This window comes from Streptomyces sp. NPDC060184 (assembly GCF_042728795.1).
Taxonomy (GTDB): Bacteria; Actinomycetota; Actinomycetes; order Streptomycetales; family Streptomycetaceae; genus Streptomyces.
In genome coordinates this window covers 24,457-38,481 of sequence record NZ_JBHWYX010000004.1, presented here as the reverse complement: position 1 = coordinate 38,481, position 14,025 = coordinate 24,457, and the positions used below count along the sequence as shown (strand labels likewise).

General features: G+C 72.1%; 16 protein-coding genes and 1 tRNA gene. 11 read left to right on the top strand and 6 right to left on the bottom strand.

Annotation, left to right across the window (positions count from 1 at the left end; translation table 11 throughout):
• Window positions 1-12: 12 nt before the first annotated feature.
• A tRNA-Glu gene (locus tag ACFWEE_RS04275) sits at window positions 13-85 on the top strand.
• Between the two features lie 235 nt (window positions 86-320).
• On the opposite strand, the gene ndgR is transcribed toward ACFWEE_RS04275, so the two are convergent.
• Window positions 321-1,034: an IclR family transcriptional regulator NdgR gene (gene ndgR, locus ACFWEE_RS04270; protein WP_275491887.1), complete on the bottom strand. Its 714-nt coding sequence runs from the start codon at window positions 1,032-1,034 to the stop codon at window positions 321-323.
• A gap of 191 nt (window positions 1,035-1,225) precedes the next feature.
• On the opposite strand from ndgR, the gene leuC reads away from it, so the two are divergent.
• The 4 genes from leuC (at window position 1,226) to ACFWEE_RS04250 (ending at window position 4,374) form a co-directional block, all read left to right on the top strand.
• Entirely contained in the window at window positions 1,226-2,650 is a 1,425-nt protein-coding gene (leuC, locus tag ACFWEE_RS04265; RefSeq protein ID WP_386886215.1) for a 3-isopropylmalate dehydratase large subunit, read from the top strand.
• 5 nt (window positions 2,651-2,655) lie between these two features.
• Window positions 2,656-3,249 carry a 3-isopropylmalate dehydratase small subunit gene (gene leuD / locus ACFWEE_RS04260; protein ID WP_386886214.1) on the top strand — a complete coding sequence of 198 codons (594 nt, stop codon included), beginning with the start codon at window positions 2,656-2,658 and terminating at the stop codon, window positions 3,247-3,249.
• Between the two features lie 103 nt (window positions 3,250-3,352).
• Entirely contained in the window at window positions 3,353-3,580 is a 228-nt protein-coding gene (locus ACFWEE_RS04255) for a hypothetical protein (RefSeq protein ID WP_327178200.1), read from the top strand.
• A gap of 143 nt (window positions 3,581-3,723) precedes the next feature.
• The gene (locus ACFWEE_RS04250; RefSeq protein WP_386886212.1) at window positions 3,724-4,374 is read left to right on the top strand and encodes an HU family DNA-binding protein; all 651 of its coding nucleotides are present in this window, start codon (window positions 3,724-3,726) and stop codon (window positions 4,372-4,374) included.
• Window positions 4,375-4,504: 130 nt separating this feature from the next.
• On the opposite strand, the gene ACFWEE_RS04245 is transcribed toward ACFWEE_RS04250, so the two are convergent.
• Window positions 4,505-4,708, bottom strand: a complete 204-nt coding sequence (locus ACFWEE_RS04245) for a hypothetical protein (RefSeq protein WP_327178202.1) — start codon at window positions 4,706-4,708, stop codon at window positions 4,505-4,507.
• A 10-nt stretch (window positions 4,709-4,718) separates the two neighbouring features.
• A complete protein-coding gene (gene cofC, locus ACFWEE_RS04240) occupies window positions 4,719-5,453 on the bottom strand; it encodes a 2-phospho-L-lactate guanylyltransferase (RefSeq protein WP_386886210.1) in 735 nt (244 codons plus the stop codon).
• Between the two features lie 151 nt (window positions 5,454-5,604).
• On the opposite strand from cofC, the gene ACFWEE_RS04235 reads away from it, so the two are divergent.
• The 3 genes from ACFWEE_RS04235 to ACFWEE_RS04225 are packed head-to-tail and all read left to right on the top strand — an operon-like array spanning window position 5,605 to window position 8,574.
• The gene (locus tag ACFWEE_RS04235; protein ID WP_386886208.1) at window positions 5,605-6,357 is read left to right on the top strand and encodes a lysophospholipid acyltransferase family protein; all 753 of its coding nucleotides are present in this window, start codon (window positions 5,605-5,607) and stop codon (window positions 6,355-6,357) included.
• Window positions 6,354-7,364, top strand: coding sequence for an NAD(P)H-dependent glycerol-3-phosphate dehydrogenase (locus ACFWEE_RS04230; RefSeq protein ID WP_386886206.1), 1,011 nt, complete (start codon window positions 6,354-6,356; stop codon window positions 7,362-7,364). Before ACFWEE_RS04235 ends, ACFWEE_RS04230 begins: the two co-directional genes overlap by 4 nt.
• Before the next feature lie 34 nt (window positions 7,365-7,398).
• The gene (locus ACFWEE_RS04225) at window positions 7,399-8,574 is read left to right on the top strand and encodes a D-alanine--D-alanine ligase family protein (RefSeq protein ID WP_386886204.1); all 1,176 of its coding nucleotides are present in this window, start codon (window positions 7,399-7,401) and stop codon (window positions 8,572-8,574) included.
• Window positions 8,575-8,755: 181 nt separating this feature from the next.
• Here the strand turns inward: ACFWEE_RS04225 and ACFWEE_RS04220 are convergent, their stop codons facing one another.
• Entirely contained in the window at window positions 8,756-9,238 is a 483-nt protein-coding gene (locus tag ACFWEE_RS04220) for a DUF3515 domain-containing protein (RefSeq protein WP_386886202.1), read from the bottom strand.
• Window positions 9,239-9,258: 20 nt separating this feature from the next.
• Entirely contained in the window at window positions 9,259-9,492 is a 234-nt protein-coding gene (locus ACFWEE_RS04215; protein WP_386886201.1) for an Lrp/AsnC family transcriptional regulator, read from the bottom strand.
• 272 nt (window positions 9,493-9,764) lie between these two features.
• On the opposite strand from ACFWEE_RS04215, the gene ACFWEE_RS04210 reads away from it, so the two are divergent.
• The gene (locus ACFWEE_RS04210) at window positions 9,765-10,736 is read left to right on the top strand and encodes a thiamine-phosphate kinase (RefSeq protein ID WP_386886199.1); all 972 of its coding nucleotides are present in this window, start codon (window positions 9,765-9,767) and stop codon (window positions 10,734-10,736) included.
• Window positions 10,737-10,920: 184 nt separating this feature from the next.
• Window positions 10,921-11,727, top strand: coding sequence for a bifunctional hydroxymethylpyrimidine kinase/phosphomethylpyrimidine kinase (gene thiD / locus ACFWEE_RS04205; RefSeq protein WP_386886198.1), 807 nt, complete (start codon window positions 10,921-10,923; stop codon window positions 11,725-11,727).
• Between the two features lie 148 nt (window positions 11,728-11,875).
• On the opposite strand, the gene rpmB is transcribed toward thiD, so the two are convergent.
• Entirely contained in the window at window positions 11,876-12,061 is a 186-nt protein-coding gene (gene rpmB, locus ACFWEE_RS04200) for a 50S ribosomal protein L28 (protein WP_030928661.1), read from the bottom strand.
• Window positions 12,062-12,320: 259 nt separating this feature from the next.
• Between rpmB and ACFWEE_RS04195 the strand changes: the two genes are divergently transcribed.
• Complete coding sequence (locus tag ACFWEE_RS04195; protein ID WP_386886196.1) at window positions 12,321-14,021, top strand: DAK2 domain-containing protein; 1,701 nt, start codon at window positions 12,321-12,323, stop codon at window positions 14,019-14,021.
• The last annotated feature ends 4 nt before the right edge of the window (window positions 14,022-14,025 follow it).

Below are 14,025 nucleotides of genomic sequence, written 5' to 3'. Positions count from 1 at the left end.
TTCATGCAACACGCCCCCGTTGTGTAGCGGCCTAGCACGCTGCCCTCTCACGGCAGTAGCGCCGGTTCGAATCCGGTCGGGGGTACAACTCAGCAGTAGGGAAAGGCCCTTCACTCCGGTGAAGGGCCTTTTTCGTGTACCCGGACACCCGGCACCACGTGCGGACACCCAACACCACGAGCGCGCCCGGCCGTTCGGGCCCGGACATGAAGAAGGCCGCCACGACGCTGGGGCGGCCAGTGCGAACAGGAGCGGGTGCGGAGCAGAAGCAGAAGCGGTCACACGGTAACGGCGGTCGGAGGGACGGTCGGTGGAGGCGGTCAGCCGCGGCGCAGGGCCTCGCTGAGGCGTGCGGCCGAGTCGATGACCGCCTGCGCGTGCATCCGGCCCGGGTGCCGCGTCAGCCGCTCGATCGGGCCGGAGATGGAGACGGCGGCCACCACCCGGTTCGACGGTCCGCGCACCGGCGCGGAGACGGAGGCCACGCCCGGCTCGCGCTCACCGATCGACTGGGCCCATCCCCTGCGGCGCACCCCGGAGAGGGCCGTCGCCGTGAACCGGGCGCCCTGCAGGCCCCGGTGGAGGCGCTCGGGCTCCTCCCAGGCCATCAGGATCTGCGCGGAGGAGCCCGCCTTCATGGTGAGCGTGGAGCCGACCGGCACGGTGTCCCTGAGCCCGGAGAGCCGCTCGGCAGCGGCGACACAGATACGCATGTCGCCCTGGCGGCGGTAGAGCTGGGCGCTCTCGCCGGTGATGTCGCGCAGGTGGGTGAGCACGGGTCCGGCCGTCGCCAGGAGGCGGTCCTCGCCCGCCGCCGCGGCGAGCTCGGCGAGCCGCGGGCCGAGGATGAACCGGCCCTGCATGTCCCGGGCCACCAGGCGGTGGTGTTCGAGTGCGACGGCCAGTCGGTGGGCCGTGGGGCGAGCGAGACCGGTCGCCGCGACCAGCCCGGCGAGGGTGGCCGGACCGGACTCCAGTGCGCTCAGTACGAGTGCAGCCTTGTCGAGAACGCCGACGCCGCTAGAGTTGTCCATACGACGATATTCGCGTCTCACTCTGTGAAACGCAAGTTCAATTTTCTCCAGAAGTTGCGAACCTGTACCAGCGGCCGTACGACGGCCCGTAGCCGCCGCCCCGTTCGGGGGAGCCGTTCCGTACGGGACCGGGACGGTGGCGCACCGAATCTCTAGTTGGGCCGGCGATGACGCCGGTCGGAGGGAAAGCGATGGGTAGGACACTCGCGGAGAAGGTCTGGGACGACCACGTCGTCCGGCGCGCAGAGGGCGAGCCCGACCTCCTCTTCATCGATCTGCACCTGCTGCACGAGGTGACCAGCCCGCAGGCCTTCGACGGGCTGCGGCAGGCCGGACGCCCCGTGCGGCGCCTCGACCTCACCATCGCCACCGAGGATCACAACACCCCGACCCTCGACATCGACAAGCCGATCGCCGACCCGGTCTCCCGCGCCCAGCTGGAGACCCTGCGCAAGAACTGCGCGGAGTTCGGCGTCCGGCTGCACCCGCTCGGCGACGTCGAGCAGGGCGTCGTGCACGTGGTCGGCCCCCAGCTGGGTCTGACCCAGCCCGGCACCACCGTCGTCTGCGGCGACTCGCACACCTCCACCCACGGAGCCTTCGGCGCCCTCGCGTTCGGCATCGGCACCAGCCAGGTGGAGCACGTGCTGGCCACCCAGACGCTGCCGATGGCCCGCCCGAAGACGATGGCGATCACCATCGACGGCGAACTCCCCGAGGACGTCACGGCCAAGGACCTCATCCTGGCGATCATCGCCCGGATCGGCACCGGCGGCGGTCAGGGCTACATCCTCGAATACCGCGGCTCCGCCATCGAGAAGCTCTCGATGGAAGCCCGGATGACCATCTGCAACATGTCGATCGAGGCCGGCGCCCGCGCGGGCATGATCGCCCCGGACGAGACCACCTTCGCCTACCTCGGTGGCCGCGCCCACGCCCCCAAGGGCGAGGACTGGGACGCCGCCGTGGCGTACTGGAAGACCCTGCGCAGCGACGACGACGCCGTCTTCGACGCCGAGGTGGTCATCGACGCCACCCAGCTCGCCCCGTTCGTCACCTGGGGCACCAACCCCGGCCAGGGCGCGCCGCTCTCCGCGAACGTCCCCGACCCGGCTTCGTACGAGGACGCCTCGGAGCGCAACGCCGCCGAAAAGGCCCTGGAGTACATGGGGTTGACCGCGGGGCAGCCGCTCCGTGAGATCGGCGTGGACACCGTCTTCGTCGGTTCCTGCACCAACGGCCGCATCGAGGACCTGCGCAACGCCGCGGCCGTCCTGGAGGGCCGCAAAGTCGCCGACGGCGTACGGATGCTGGTCGTCCCCGGCTCGGTCCGGGTCGCCCTGCAGGCGGTCTCCGAGGGCCTGGACAAGGTCTTCACCGAGGCCGGAGCCGAATGGCGCCACGCGGGCTGCTCGATGTGCCTGGGCATGAACCCGGACCAGCTGGCGCCCGGTGAGCGCTCCGCCTCCACCTCGAACCGCAACTTCGAGGGCCGGCAGGGCAAGGGCGGCCGGACGCACCTGGTCTCCCCGCAGGTCGCCGCCGCCACCGCGGTGCTCGGCCACCTGGCCTCGCCCGCCGACCTGTCCGACGACCGCACGCCTGCCGGAGTCTGAGAACCATGGAAGCTTTCACCACGCACACCGGCCGGGCCGTCCCGCTGCGCCGCAGCAACGTCGACACCGACCAGATCATCCCGGCGCACTGGCTGAAGAAGGTCACCCGCGACGGGTTCGAGGACGGACTCTTCGAAGCCTGGCGCAAGGACGAGAACTTCGTCCTCAACCGCCCCGAGCGGCAGGGCGCCTCGGTCCTGGTGGCCGGCCCCGACTTCGGTACCGGATCCTCCCGCGAGCACGCCGTCTGGGCCCTCCAGAACTACGGTTTCAAGACCGTGATCTCGGCCCGGTTCGCGGACATCTTCCGCGGCAACTCGCTGAAGAACGGCCTGTTGACCGTCGTTCTCGACCAGTCCGTCGTGGACGCGCTCTGGGAGCTGACCGAGGCCGACCCGACCGCTGAGATCACCGTCGACCTGGAGGCCCGCCAGGTCCGGGCCGAGGGCATCGAGGCGGCCTTCGAGCTCGACGAGAACGCCCGCTGGCGTCTGCTGAACGGGCTGGACGACATCAGCCTCACCCTTCAGAACGAAGCGGACATCGCGGCATATGAGGTGGCAAGGCCGACCTTCAAGCCGCGTACAATTGAGGTCTGAGCAGCGCTTTTCCGGACTGCGCCCCCTGCCTTCGGGCAGGGGGCGCAGTCGCTTGTTGAGACCCTGTCGGGCGACAACTCGCCTCAGATGGCACAATCGGTGCATGGAAGGCGACAACCAACTCAAGCTCTATGGCCAAGTCGCCGACCAATTGAAGGAAGCGCACGGAAGGGTGCGCGCACTGCAAGTCCCGGAGGGCGTACGGATGGCGCTGTCCCGGAAGCTGTTGGCCGTCACGGCCACGGCGAAGCACGATCTCTCAGGCGCGGCAAGGCGTCTGGACCGGTTGATGAAGGACCTCGATGAGGGCCGATTCCCCGAAGGTGACTGACTCTGCGGAAGTCCGCACCAGTCGACTTCGTTGCGGCACTAGGGTGATTAGCCCGTTTCGTGTTTGATTTGCGGTATATATCTGCCTAACGTGCGAAAACGCTTGAACACTTTCGTTCTGGCAATGTCTCCGAAGGGGAAGACGTGAACAAGGCACAGCTCGTAGAAGCGATTGCCGAGAAGGTCGGCGGCCGTCAGCAGGCCGCGGACGCGGTGGACGCGGTACTGGACGCGATCGTCCGCGCCGTCGTGGCCGGAGACCGTGTCTCGGTCACCGGTTTCGGTTCGTTCGAGAAGGTCGACCGCCCGGCGCGGTACGCCCGCAACCCGCAGACCGGCGAGCGCGTCCGGGTCAAGAAGACCTCGGTGCCCCGCTTCCGCGCGGGTCAGGGCTTCAAGGACCTGGTGAGCGGCTCCAAGAAGCTCCCGAAGAACGACGTGGCGGTCAAGAAGGCCCCCAAGGGCAGCCTCTCGGGCGGTGCTTCCACCCGTACGACCACCAAGGCCGCGGCCAAGAAGGCCACCGCCCGCAAGGCCGCGACGGCGAAGAAGACCACCGCCGCCGCGACCACGGCGAAGAAGACCACCGCCACGCCCGCCAAGAAGGCGACCACCGCGGCGGCGGCGAAGAAGACCACGGCGGCTGCGAAGAAGGCGGCCACGCCGGCGAAGAAGACCGCCGCCGTCGCGAAGAAGACGGCCCCGGCCAAGAAGGCCACCGCCAAGAAGGCGCCCGCCAAGAAGACCACGGCGCGCACCACCACGGCCAAGAAGGCCACCGCTCGCAAGAAGTGAGACCGGGCACCCGCTCGCTCTCGCACGACGCGCCGGGCCGGGTTCCCCTCGGGGAGCCCGGCCCGCGGGCTGTCCGGACGCCCGGCGCCGGACCGGCGGGCACCCGCCCGTTCGGCCGAACGGGCCCCGCTCAGAAGGTCTGCAGGGTCACCAGGTCGATCCGGAGCGAGGCACCCTCGCCCGAACCCTCGATCCGCACCCGCTGACCGGGGCGGAGCAGCCGCAGGCCGCCCGCGTCGAACGCGGCGGCCGGGAAGTCCACCGGGGTGCCGTCGTCGAGCAGCACACTGCCGCTGCGGGTCTCGGGGTCGTACGTGTACGCGGTCGCCTGCATGGGCCGCAGCCTATCGCCCGGTGGGCGCGGACCGCGTGGGCCCGGTGGCCGGGCCCGGGACGGCCCCCAGCCGTACGGCGTCCCGCAGTTCCTCCGTACGGGGTCCCACGCCCAGGGCCAGCGCCACCAGCAGATCGTCCCCGGTGTCCACGTCCCGGCGGACCGAATCCAGCCCCCCGGGCGGCACCTCCCGCGCACCCGACGCGAGATGCCGGGCGCGCGAGTGACCGCCGAAAGCGGGCCGCAATTCCACTCCGGCCACCGCCGAGAGAAATGTCGTCCCGATTCCCGCGGCGTCCGAAAGGAATGCACGGGGAAATCCGGAAGAGAATTCGAGGACCCGCGACAATTCCGAGGGGCGCAGTGCGGGGAGATCCGCGTTGAGCGCCGCGACCGGGGCCGACGGCCTGACGGCACGCACCAGCCCCGCGCCGTACGCGAGCGCCGCGTTGAGACCGGCGGCCGGGAAGTCGGGGACGACACGGGCTCCCAGCGCCGCCAGACGGGCCGCCGCCACCGTGTCGTCCGTGACGACCACCACATCGCGCACGTCCGTGCAGGAGAGCGCCGCCGCGACCGTGTCCTCGGCGAAGGCCAGGGCGAGTCGGGGCCGCAGAGCGTCTCCCAGGGCGTCCCGCAGCCTGCTCTTGGCGTACTCCAAGGGCTTCAGCGGGACGACCAGGGACCAGCGGCCGGCCGGGTCGGTGTTCGTGGCGATCTCCCCCTCCGTGGACTCGGCCCCCATTCTCGCCTGCCGGGTGCGACAGCCTGCCGGTCCGGTCCGGGGAGCGGGGCGTACGGTGTTCTCGACAGAGCAGGGGCCTGGGGCGGGACATGACCGTCCGTGGCCGAGCAGCAGGTCGGGTCGATGAGAAACCCGAGTGAAAGGGGTCCGAGTGTCCCGCCGCAGAATCGGCTTCTGGTACCGCCTGGCGGCGGTCATGGCCAAGCCGCCGCTGGTGGTTCTCTTCAAGCGTGACTGGCGGGGAATGGAGCACATTCCGGCCGACGGAGGATTCATCACGGCCGTCAACCACAACTCCTACCTGGACCCGCTCTCGTACGGGCACTTCCAGTACAACACCGGCCGGGTGCCGAGGTTCCTGGCGAAGGCCGCCCTCTTCCGCGCCCCGTTCGTCGGCATGATGCTGCGCGGCACCGGCCAGATCCCCGTCTACCGCGAGACCACCGACGCGCTGAACGCCTTCCGCGCCGCCGTGGCCGCGATCGAGGACGGCGAGTGCGTCGCCTTCTATCCCGAAGGCACCCTCACCCGCGACCCCGAGATGTGGCCGATGAACGGCAAGACCGGCGCCGCCCGCGTCGCGCTGATGACCCGCGCGCCCGTCATCCCGGTCGCCCAGTGGGGCGCGAACCTGGCGATGCCGCCGTACGCCAAGGAGAACAAGTACCGGTTCTTCCCCCGGAAGACCCTCCGGGTGCAGGCCGGACCGCCCGTCGACCTCAGCCGCTTCTACGGCTCGGAGCCGACGCCCGAGGTGCTGCGCGAGGTCACCGAGGTCATCATGGCCGCGATCACCGAGCAACTGGAGACCGTGCGCGGCGAGAAGGCCCCCGCCGAGCCGTACGACCACCGCAAGGCCCGCGCGAACCAGCGGCGCCGGGCCGAAGAGAAGGGCACCCAGTGACCGACCCGCGCAAAGTCGCCGTCTTCGGGGCAGGTTCCTGGGGCACCGCGTTCGCCGTGATCCTGGGCGACGCCGGCTGCGACGTCACCGTCTGGGCCCGCCGCGCCGAGGTCGCCGAGTCCATCAACACCACCCGGACCAACCCCGGCTACCTCCCCGGCGCCGAACTGCCCAAGTCCGTCCGCGCCACCACCGACCCCGCCGAGGCGCTGCGCGGCGCCGAGTTCGCGGTGCTGGTGGTGCCCTCCCAGACGCTGCGCGCCAACCTCGCCGAGTGGGCCCCGCACCTGGAACCGCAGACCGTCCTCGTCTCCCTGATGAAGGGCGTCGAGCTCGGCACCGCGAAGCTGATGAGCGAGGTGATCGCGGACGTGACGAAGGTTTCCGCCGACCGCGTCGCCGTCGTCACCGGGCCCAACCTCGCCGGCGAGATCGCCGAACGGCGCCCCGCGGCGGCCGTCGTGGCCTGCAGGGACGAATCGGTGGCCCAGCGGCTCCAGGCCGCCTGCCACACCCCGTACTTCCGCCCGTACACCAACACCGACGTCGTCGGCTGCGAGCTCGGCGGCGCCGTCAAGAACGTCATCGGCCTGGCCGTCGGCATCGCCGACGGCATGGGCCTCGGCGACAACGCCAAGGGTTCGCTCATCACCCGCGGACTCGCCGAGACCACCCGGCTGGGCCTCGCCATGGGCGCGGACCCGCTGACGTTCTCCGGACTCGCGGGCCTCGGCGACCTGGTGGCGACCTGCTCCTCGCCGCTCTCGCGCAACCACACCTTCGGCACCAACCTCGGCCGGGGCATGACGCTCCAGGAGGCGATCGCCGCCACCAGCCAGACCGCGGAAGGCGTCAAGTCCTGCGAGTCGGTGCTCGACCTGGCCCGCCGGCACGGGGTCGACATGCCGATCACGGAGACCGTCGTCGGGATCGTCCACGAGGGCAAGCCGCCCGCCGTCGCGGTCAAGGAGCTGATGTCGCGGAGCGCCAAGCCCGAGCGGCGCTGACTCCTCCGGTACCAGCAGGTACGCTCATCGCGATATGAGCAGCGAGAACCTCCCCCAGAGCCCTGAGCGTCCGAAGAGCCCTGAGCAGCAGCGCCGCAAGCCGCGCGTGGCTGTCGTGTTCGGCGGACGCAGCTCCGAACACGGCATCTCGGTCGTCACGGCCGGCGCCGTCCTGAACGCCATCGACCGGACCGTCTACGACGTCCTGCCGATCGGCATCACCAAGGACGGCCGCTGGGCCCTCACCGGCGACGACCCGGCCCGCATGGCCATCACCGACCGGCGGGTGCCCGACGTGGACGCGCTCGCCGAGTCGGAGAAGGGCGGCGTGGTTCTCTCCGTGGACCCGGGCAGCCGCGAAGTCGTCCTCAACGAGCCCGGATCGGTGCCCCGGGCACTGGGCGAGGTCGACGTCGTCTTCCCCGTGCTGCACGGCCCGTACGGCGAGGACGGCACCCTCCAGGGACTCCTGGAACTCTCCGGGGTCCCCTACGTCGGCGCGGGCGTCCTCGCCTCCGCCGTCGGCCAGGACAAGGAGTACATGAAGCGGGTCTTCATCTCCTTCGGCCTCGCCGTCGGCCCCTACCTGGTCGTCCGGCCCCGCGAGTGGGAGAAGGACCCCTCCGCCGCCCGCAAGCGGATCGTCGACTTCGCCGGCGAGCACGGCTGGCCGCTCTTCGTGAAGCCGGCGCGCGGCGGCTCGTCGGTGGGCATCACCAAGGTCGACGGGCCCGGCGGCCTGGACGAGGCGATCGAGGAGGCCCGTCGGCACGACCCGAAGTTCCTCGTCGAGTCGCTGCTGAGCGGACGCGAGATCGAGTGCGGGGTGCTGGAGTTCGAGGACGGGCCGCGCGCCAGCGTGCCGGCCGAGATCCCGCCGGTCACCGCGCACGACTTCTACGACTTCGAGGCCAAGTACATCGACGCCGCCGCCGGACTCGTGCCCGCCCCGCTCACCCCGGAGCAGACCGCCGAGGTCCAGCGCCTCGCCGTCGCCGCCTTCGAGGCCGTCTCCTGCGAGGGCCTGGTGCGCGCCGACTTCTTCCTCACGGACGAGGGCGAGTTCGTCATCAACGAGATCAACACCCTGCCCGGGTTCACGCCCATCTCGATGTTCCCGAGGATGTGGCAGGAGAGCGGCGTCGACTACCCGGAGCTGATCGACCGGCTCCTCCAGGCGGCCCTGACCCGCTCCACCGGCCTGCGCTGACCGCGTACGCCCCGCCGGCCGGCACCACCGGCCGGCGGAGGCGCGACGCGGAGGCCGCGGGTTCGGAGGCCGCGGGGCGAGCGACCGAGGGTCGAGCGACCGCGGGTTCGGACACCGCGGGTTCGGACACCGCGGGTTCGGACACCGCGGGTTCTCACACCGCGGGTTCGGACACCGCGGTCTAGAGGCTGTCGGGGACGGTCTCGCGCACCGGCTTCGCGAACTCGGCGAGCGGGCTGGCGTCGTGGGCGAACCGCGTGCCCATGGAGACCTCGACGTACGCCTTGCGGTACGTCGTCGTGAACCGGGGCCCCTCGTCCGGGCGTTGCTCCAGCAGCCAGTTGACGCCGTCCGCGTCGATCCCCTTGGAGGCGGCGTCCGCCATGGCGGCGGGCCGGGGAACACCGCAGCGAAGTACGATCGCCCCGTCCCCCCAGGCGGCGGTCAGCTCCGACTCCGGTGCGGGATCACCGCGTTCCAGCCCGGCCACGGTCTTCGGCAGCGCCTTGTGCAGCGCCGAACAGTACGCGACCGCGTCCTCGGACGGAGTGGGTACCGCGACCGACGGCTGCGAGCCGCCGGAGCAGCCCGCCGCCAGCAGGAGCGCGGCGGCGGACGGCACGAGGAACGACGGGCGGAGCGGCCGGCGGCGGGAAGACGTCACCGGACCAGCGTAGACGGGGGTCAGAGGTGGACTACGGGGCAGGTCAGGGTTCGCGTGATGCCTTCCACCTGCTGGACCCGGGCGACCACCATGCGGCCGAGTTCGTCGACCGTGTCCGCCTGGGCGCGCACGATCACGTCGTAGGGTCCGGTGACGTCCTCTGCCTGGATCACTCCCGGAAGTTTCGCGATGGTCTCGGCGACGATCGACGCCTTGCCCACCTCGGTCTGAATAAGGATGTACGCCTGTACCACGGAACCTCCAGGGCGGCCACGAGGATCATGTGGGGGAGAGGAACGCCACGTTATCGCGTCACCGACGGGAGCGGGGAGACCCGGGGACCGGGAGCGGTCCGTAGCGTGGCGTACGGGCGACACGGAACGACGTGTCTCCCGACACTACAGACAGCGGTGACCGCCCGCTACCGCGGACCGGCCCGGCCCGGGGGAGGGCCGCGTCCGGTGCGCGGACACGTCGGAGCAGCCCGCACCGGACGCCCGGTGCGACGAACGAGAGGTGACACCCGGTGAAGGGAACCGTGGGTGAGTTGGGGGAGTTCGGGCTCATCAGAGAGCTCACCGCCCGCCTCACCACCACTCCGGCGGTACGTCTGGGGCCCGGCGACGACGCCGCGGTCGTGGCCGCTCCGGACCGCAGGGTCGTGGCCAGTACCGACGTACTGATCGAAGGACGCCACTTCCGCCGCGACTGGTCGACGGCGTACGACGTCGGGCGCAAGGCGGCGGCGCAGAACCTCGCCGACATCGCGGCGATGGGCGCCGTGCCCACCGCGCTCCTCCTCGGCCTCGTCGTCCCGGCGACCCTCCCGGTGACCTGGGCGACCGAACTCATGGACGGGCTGCGCGACGAGTGCCAGGTCGCCGGGGCGGCCGTGGTCGGCGGCGACGTGGTCGGCGGGGACGCCATCACCGTCGCGATCACCGCGCTCGGCGACCTCCGCAACCACGAACCGGTCACCCGGGGCGGCGCCCGGCCCGGGGACGTCGTCGCCGTCACCGGCTGGCTCGGCTGGTCCGCCGCCGGATTCGCCGTACTCTCCCGGGGGTTCCGCTCGCCCCGCGCCTTCGTCGAAGCCCACCGGCGCCCCGAACCGCCGTACCACGCGGGCCCCGCGGCGGCCGGACTCGGCGCCACCGCGATGACCGACGTCAGCGACGGCCTCGTCGCCGACCTCGGACACATCGCCGAGGCGAGCAAGGTCCGCATCGACCTGCGGTCCGGACTCATCGACGTCCCGTCCCAGATGTCGGACATCGGACAGGCGGTCGGCGTCGACCCGCTCCAGTGGGTGCTCACCGGGGGCGAGGACCACGCGATCGTCGCGACCTTCCCGCCCGACGTGAAACTCCCCGCCCGCTGGAAGGTGATCGGCGAGGTCCTCAACCCGTCCGCCCTGCCCCAGGTCACCGTCGACGGCGCGCCCTGGACCAGCAGGGGAGGCTGGGACCACTTCGGCGACGTCGAGGACGCCCCCTGAAGCGTGTTGCCCGGCGGGGCGCCCGCCCCGCCGCCCGCCCATCGGCCTGTCCGCCCGTCGGTCCGTCCGCCTGCCGGCCTGTCCGCCCGTCGGTCCGTCCGCCTGCCGGACCGGCGGACCGGCAAAGCGTCCGCCCGTCGGACCGCCCGGCCCGGCGCCCGCGGCCCGCAGTAGATTGCGGTCCATGCCCACGACTGCCGCCGTACCGCCCCGTGTCCTCACCGTCGCCGGATCGGATTCCGGCGGCGGTGCCGGCATCCAGGCCGACCTCAAGACGATGCTGGCCCTCGGCGTGCACGGCATGAGCGTGCTCACCGCCGTGACCGCCCAGAACTCCCTGGGCGTGCAGGGCGCCTGGGAGCTGCCGGCCGAAGCGGTACGCGCCCAGTACCGCAGCGTCGTCGACGACATCGGCGTCCAGGCGGTGAAGACCGGCATGCTGGCCTCCGCCGCACTGGTCGAGACCGTCGCCGGACTCCTCGCGGACACCGCCGCCCCGGTCGTCGTCGACCCGGTGGGGATCTCCAAGCACGGGGACGCGCTGCTCGCCGCCGGGGCCCTGGAGTCCGTACGCACGAAGCTGCTGCCGCTGGCCACCGTCGCCACCCCGAACCTCGACGAAGTGGCACAGCTCACCGGCGTGGAGGTGGCCGAGGAGCAGGACATGCGACGGGCCGCCGCCGCCGTGCTCGCCTTCGGCCCGCGCTGGGTGGTGATCAAGGGCGGCCATCTGCCGGGCGAGGCCGTCGATCTGCTCACCGACGGCCGGCAGGAGCACTGGCTGCGTGCCCCGCGCCACGACAACCGGCACACCCACGGCACGGGCTGCACCCTCGCCTCGGCCATCGCCTGCGGCCTGGCCCGGGGCCAGAACGTGCCCACGGCCGTACGGAACGCGAAGGCGTACGTCACCGGGGCGATCGAGGCCGGATTCCCCCTCGGCGCCGGGATCGGCCCGGTCGACCACGGCTGGCGGAGCCGCCGGGTCTGAAGCCGTCGTCCCCCGACCCGCCCCCGGTGACGGGGCGGCTCCCGGCCCTCCGGCCCGGGGCAACCCCCGTCCGGGCACAGCAAAAAGCCGGTCCACCGAGGTGGACCGGCTTTTTGGGCAACCGGAAGGCTGCGCTACGACGGGAACGTCAGCGCGCGACCTTGCCGGCCTTGATGCACGAGGTGCAGACGTTGAGCCGCTTCGGCGTCCGACCGACCACGGCACGCACGCGCTGGATGTTGGGATTCCAGCGACGAGACGTACGGCGGTGCGAGTGCGAAATGTTGTTGCCGAAGCCCGGCCCCTTGCCGCAGACGTCGCAGTTGGCAGCCACGGGTCACTCCAAAGACTTCAGGTGCACTTACAGTGAATTCCGGCGCGCCGGAATCAGCGAACTGAAGTGACGGCACCGGAGGAATGGCCCGACTTTCATCGGGCAACCGAAACACCATACAACGGCTGCCTCGGTACAACGAAACTACCACGGTTCCGAAGGCCGCCCTCCCGCACCCCTGTCCCCGTCCACGCACCGGCGGCCCGGGGTTAACCTGCGGTGCAGCCCGCCGTACACGGCCGCTTCAAGGAGGACCCAGGTGCCGCAACTCCCCGACGATTTCGACGCCGTCGCGGTACGCACCTGGTGCTCCCTGGCCCTCGAAGCCCTGGGCCGGGAGCGTGCCGCCATCGACGCGATCAACGTCTACCCGGTCCCCGACGGGGACACCGGCACCAACCTCTTCCTCACCGTGGAGTCGGCGCGGGCCGCCGTCGAGGCCGTCTTCGCGGCCCACGGCGCGGCCCCGGCGGGGCCGGACGCCGCCAGCCCCGTCTCCACCGGACCGGCCGCCGCCGAGGCCGTACGCGCCATGGCGCACGGGGCGCTCATCGGGGCGCGGGGCAACTCCGGCACCATCCTCGCCCAGCTGCTGCGCGGGATGGCGGCCGTGCTCGCGGACGGCGGGGACGCGGACCACCTGGTACGGGCGCTGGCGCACGCCGCCTCGGCAGCCCGGCGGGCCGTCGCCCACCCCGTGGAGGGCACCATCCTCACCGTCGCCGCCGCCGCCGCGCGGGCCGCCGGGGCGGTCACGCCCGGAAGCGGTCTGGCGGCCGTCGCCCAGGCGGCCCACGCGGGCGCCGCCGAGGCGCTGGAGGAGACACCCGGGAAGCTGCCGGTGCTCGGCCGCGCCGGAGTCGTGGACGCGGGCGGCCAGGGCCTGGTGACCGTCCTGGGGGCGCTGCTGGAGACGGTGACCGGGCGGGCGCCCCTCCACATGCCCCGCCAGGCGCCCGGACCGCGGCTCGTATCCGCCGAGGACCTTGCCGCCCCCGCCGGGGAGTGCGGGGGAGCGTGCGCGAGCCCCGTGGACGGGGTGGTGCCCGGCGACGGGCCCGCCTTCGAGGTCATCTACCTGCTGGAGGCCGAGGACGTGGCGGTGGACCGGCTCCGCGAACGGCTCGACACCCTCGGCGACTCCCTCGTCGTGGTCGGCGGCGACGGCCTGTGGAACGTCCACGTGCACGTCGACGACGCCGGGGCCGCCGTGGAGGCGGGCGTGGAGGCGGGCCGCCCGCACCGCATCCGGATCACCCACTTCGGCGCCGCACGGGTCCAGCCGCACGCCGAACCCGCCCCGCGCTCCGTGGTCGTGGTCGTCCCCGGCGAGGAACTGCGCGGCCTCTGCGAGGAGGCAGACGCCGTCACCGTGCTCGCGCGCCCCGGGAAGCCGCCCGCCAGCGGCGAACTCGTCGAGGCCATCCGCCGCGCCCACGCCCGCGAGGTCGTACTGCTCCCGAACGACGCCAACCTGCGCCACGTCGCGGCCGTCGCCGCCGAACAGGTCAGGGCCGACGGCATCCGGGTCGCCGTCATCCCGACCCGCGCCGTCGTCCAGGGCATCGCCGCCCTCGCCGTCCACGAGCCCGGCCGCAGCTTCGACGAGGACGTCGTCGCCATGACCGCCGCCGCCGGAGCCACCCGCCACGCCGAACTCGCCGTCGCCGAACGGCAGTCGTGGACCACCGCCGGCATCTGCCAGGCCGGCGACATCCTCGGCCTGATCGACGGGGACGTGGCCGTCATCGGCGCGGACCTCCCCGGCACCGCGCGCACCGTCCTCGACCGGATGCTCGCCGCCGGCGGGGAACTGGTCACCCTCGTCCTCGGCGAACACGTACCGGACACCCTCGGCGACGCGCTGGAGGCGTACGTACGCGAAGGACACCTGGCGGTCGACACCACGGTCTACCGGGGCGGGCACCCGGGCACCCCGCTGCTGATCGGCGTCGAATAGCGGC

What these genes read in the sequence shown, in the direction of transcription:
- ndgR (WP_275491887.1), bottom strand. Translation starts at nt 1,034, where the DNA reads ATGGACAACTCTAGCGGCGTCGGCGTTCTCGACAAGGCTGCACTCGTA.
- leuC (WP_386886215.1), top strand. Translation starts at nt 1,226, where the DNA reads ATGGGTAGGACACTCGCGGAGAAGGTCTGGGACGACCACGTCGTCCGG.
- leuD (WP_386886214.1), top strand. Translation starts at nt 2,656, where the DNA reads ATGGAAGCTTTCACCACGCACACCGGCCGGGCCGTCCCGCTGCGCCGC.
- ACFWEE_RS04255 (WP_327178200.1), top strand. Translation starts at nt 3,353, where the DNA reads ATGGAAGGCGACAACCAACTCAAGCTCTATGGCCAAGTCGCCGACCAA.
- ACFWEE_RS04245 (WP_327178202.1), bottom strand. Translation starts at nt 4,708, where the DNA reads ATGCAGGCGACCGCGTACACGTACGACCCCGAGACCCGCAGCGGCAGT.
- cofC (WP_386886210.1), bottom strand. Translation starts at nt 5,453, where the DNA reads ATGGGGGCCGAGTCCACGGAGGGGGAGATCGCCACGAACACCGACCCG.
- ACFWEE_RS04225 (WP_386886204.1), top strand. Translation starts at nt 7,399, where the DNA reads ATGAGCAGCGAGAACCTCCCCCAGAGCCCTGAGCGTCCGAAGAGCCCT.
- thiD (WP_386886198.1), top strand. Translation starts at nt 10,921, where the DNA reads ATGCCCACGACTGCCGCCGTACCGCCCCGTGTCCTCACCGTCGCCGGA.